The organism is Pseudomonas sp. PS02303 (assembly GCF_029959925.1).
Lineage (GTDB): Bacteria > Pseudomonadota > Gammaproteobacteria > Pseudomonadales > Pseudomonadaceae > Aquipseudomonas > Aquipseudomonas mandelii.
Window position 1 is genome coordinate 1 of sequence record NZ_JASCOM010000430.1, and the last position, 2,910, is coordinate 2,910.

Consider the following 2,910-nt stretch of genomic DNA (forward strand, 5'->3'; position numbering starts at 1 on the left):
GGCAAGCCTCGCTCCTACAGGATCGGTGTCTTACGCATTTTTTTGTACATGACACGAATCCTGTAGGAGCGAGGCTTGCCCGCGAAGGCGTCCCGACATGACAACACATGATCGGGCCCCTCTCGGTACTTTCCAATCGCCCACAAAAAAGGCCGCTTTTTCACAAAAACGGCCTATCCGAAGTAACTAAAGACCGGCGAAAAACCGTTAAGTTCCGCCCAAAAAACAGCAACTTATAGAAATGTGCTCAAGTCGTGTTACTCGTCGGATTTCGATTGTCACAACCCCGACACAGCCTCAGGATCGCGCCGTCATCCCCTTGAGGTTCCTCTATGAAGTTCTCCTCGATTCTCTTGTTGTCCCTTGGCCTGGTCAGTGGCTTCGCTTCTGCCGGAGGCACCACCGAAGCAGGTGTGGGCGGCGCATTGGGCGGGGTTCTTGGCTCGGTCGTCGGTCAGTCGCTTGGCGGTAATACTGGTTCCACCATTGGCGCGGCCTTGGGCGGCGCGGGTGGTAGCGCAGTCGGCGCAGACAAACGCAGCCGTGGCGAAGCCGCCATTGGTGGTGCGTTGGGCGCAGCAGGCGGTAACGTGGTCGGCCGCAGCATGGGCGGCACCACCGGCAGCCTGATCGGCTCCGCAGCAGGCGGCGGCGCCGGTGGCGCGCTGGGTAACTACATGGGCAACAAGAGCGATGAAGACGATGATCGTCGCTCCTATCGCGGCGGCCGTGATGATCGTCGCTACTACCGTGACGGCCACCCGGGCCGAGGTCATGCCTACGGTCATCGCAAACATAAGAAGCACTATCGTCATCATTGAGGCCTGAACGGCTTCGCTGACCGATAGATAAAAAATCGCAGCCCAAGGGCTGCGATTTTTTTTTGTCCGTCAAACCACCAGACGCTCCAATGCACCACGCAATCTGGCAGGGATCGCCACCGGCTGATTCGACGTCCGATCCACAAACACATGCACGAAGCGCCCCGCCGCGCAGGCCTCGTCTTCCCCGGCCTTGAATACCGCCAGTTCGTACTGCACCGAGCTGTTACCCAACTTGCCCACCCGCAGACCGATCTCGATCCGCTCCGGAAAGGCGATGGAGGCGAAATAATCGCAAGACGAACTCACCACAAAACCCACCACCTCGCCGTCATGGATATCCAGGCCGCCGGCTTCGATCAGATAGGTGTTCACTGCCGTGTCGAAGAAGCTGTAGTAAGTGACGTTGTTGACGTGACCGTAGGCGTCGTTGTCGTGCCAGCGGGTGGTGATGGGCTGGAAGTGCGGGTAGTCGGTGCGTTGGGGCATCGGGTTGGACATCGTGTCGATTCCTGGAGTTGGATTGCCAGTCTAAGGCGAATACCGCGCTGTATTCATCGAGAGCAGGCTCGCTTGTATGTTTAGACTTGAAGGGGTGGGCCACCGAGATCCCTTGTGGGAGCGAGCCTGCTCGCGAAAGCGCCGGCACAGGCGCTGCATCAATTACTTGTCAGCAAACCCTTTACCCATCAACTCCAACTCACCAATCAACCGTGCCGGCTTCCAGTGATCGCCCTGGCGAGTCTCCAGCGCCATCAAACGCTGATGAATATCCGCCAGCCCTTGCTGATCCGCCCACGCCATTGGCCCGCCCTTGTCCGCCGGGAAGCCATAACCGTTGAGGTACACCAGATCAATGTCGTGCGCCGACCCCGCAATACCTTCCTGAAGGATCTTCGCGCCTTCATTGACCAGCGCCAGCAGACAGCGCTCAAGAATCTCCTCAGGGCTTATCTCCCGACGCTGGAAGCCAAGCCCTTCGCTAACACTTAGCACCAGCGCATCGACTTCAGGATCGTGTTCAGCCTGTCGACTGCCCGGCTCATAGTGGTAATAGCCATTGCCGCTCTTCTGACCAAATCGCCCCAGTTCGCACAGACGGTTATCCACCTGAACCTCAGGCGCATCCTGGCCTGTGCCTGCCAGTTCCCGAGCCCGCCATCCCAGGTCGACGCCCACCACGTCGTACATGCGAAACGGCCCCATGGCAAAACCGAAGCCTTGCAACGCCGCATCCACCTGATAGGGATAAGCGCCCTCAAGCAGCATCTTGCGCGCTTCAAGCACGTAGGTATTGAGCATGCGGTTGCCGATGAAACCCTCACAGTTGCCCGCTACCACGCTGACCTTGCCCATGCGCGTGCCCAGCTCCAGCGCCGCATCGAGTACAGCGGGCGAAGTCTGCGCACCGCGAACGATTTCCAGCAATTTCATGATGTGCGCCGGGCTGAAGAAGTGCAGCCCCAGGACCTGAGCCGGACGGCGAGTCGCCGCGGCGATGGCGTCGATATCCAGCGCTGAAGTGTTGCTGGCCAGAATGGCTTCGGGTTTGAGCAGCCCGTCCAGTTCGCGAAAGATCTTTTGCTTGAGCTCAAGGTTTTCGTAAACCGCTTCGATCACCAGGTCAACCTCGCGGATCGCCGCATAATCAGCCGCTGCCGTCACCCGAGCGATGCGCGCATCCGCCTCGGCCTGATCGATGCGACCCTGGCGCACATTGTGCGCGTAGGTGTCCGCCACGGTAATCAGCGCCTGTTCCAGCATCTGCGGGTTGTTATCGACCCATTGCACCGGCACCCCGGCATTGGCCAGGCACATGACAATGCCACGGCCCATGGTGCCCGCACCAATCACGGCGGCGCGCTGAATGTTGAACGGTGTCTGGCTCATGTTTGCTCTCTTGTTGGCGATCCAAAGACAGCCCTCACCATAGTCAGCCGCTGGGCATTTTTGAAATTTATTCCTGTGATGAGCAACATTCAGCGGATGGATCTACCTCAGCCAGACACTGGAGCCCCCTGTAGGAGTGAGCCTGCTCGCGATGGCGTTAGTACATTCAACAACGACGTTGGCTGACAATCCGCTATCG

3 protein-coding genes are annotated in these 2,910 nt (G+C 58.9%); 1 reads left to right on the forward strand and 2 read right to left on the reverse strand.

The features are described from left to right. The first annotated feature begins 332 nt into the window (after positions 1–332). Complete coding sequence (locus QMX98_RS33660) at positions 333–821, forward strand: glycine zipper domain-containing protein (protein ID WP_145309130.1); 489 nt, start codon at positions 333–335, stop codon at positions 819–821. A gap of 69 nt (positions 822–890) precedes the next feature. Here the strand turns inward: QMX98_RS33660 and QMX98_RS33665 are convergent, their stop codons facing one another. Both QMX98_RS33665 and QMX98_RS33670 read right to left on the reverse strand, forming a co-directional pair. Continuing rightward, a complete protein-coding gene (locus tag QMX98_RS33665; protein WP_282412043.1) occupies positions 891–1,322 on the reverse strand; it encodes a thioesterase family protein in 432 nt (143 codons plus the stop codon). Positions 1,323–1,484: 162 nt separating this feature from the next. Then, entirely contained in the window at positions 1,485–2,711 is a 1,227-nt protein-coding gene (locus QMX98_RS33670) for a 3-hydroxyacyl-CoA dehydrogenase (protein ID WP_282412044.1), read from the reverse strand. Positions 2,712–2,910 lie beyond the last annotated feature (199 nt).

Coding starts and splice junctions, on each gene's coding strand:
- QMX98_RS33670 (WP_282412044.1), bottom strand. CDS start 2,711: ATGAGCCAGACACCGTTCAACATTCAGCGCGCCGCCGTGATTGGTGCG.
- QMX98_RS33665 (WP_282412043.1), bottom strand. CDS start 1,322: ATGTCCAACCCGATGCCCCAACGCACCGACTACCCGCACTTCCAGCCC.
- QMX98_RS33660 (WP_145309130.1), top strand. CDS start 333: ATGAAGTTCTCCTCGATTCTCTTGTTGTCCCTTGGCCTGGTCAGTGGC.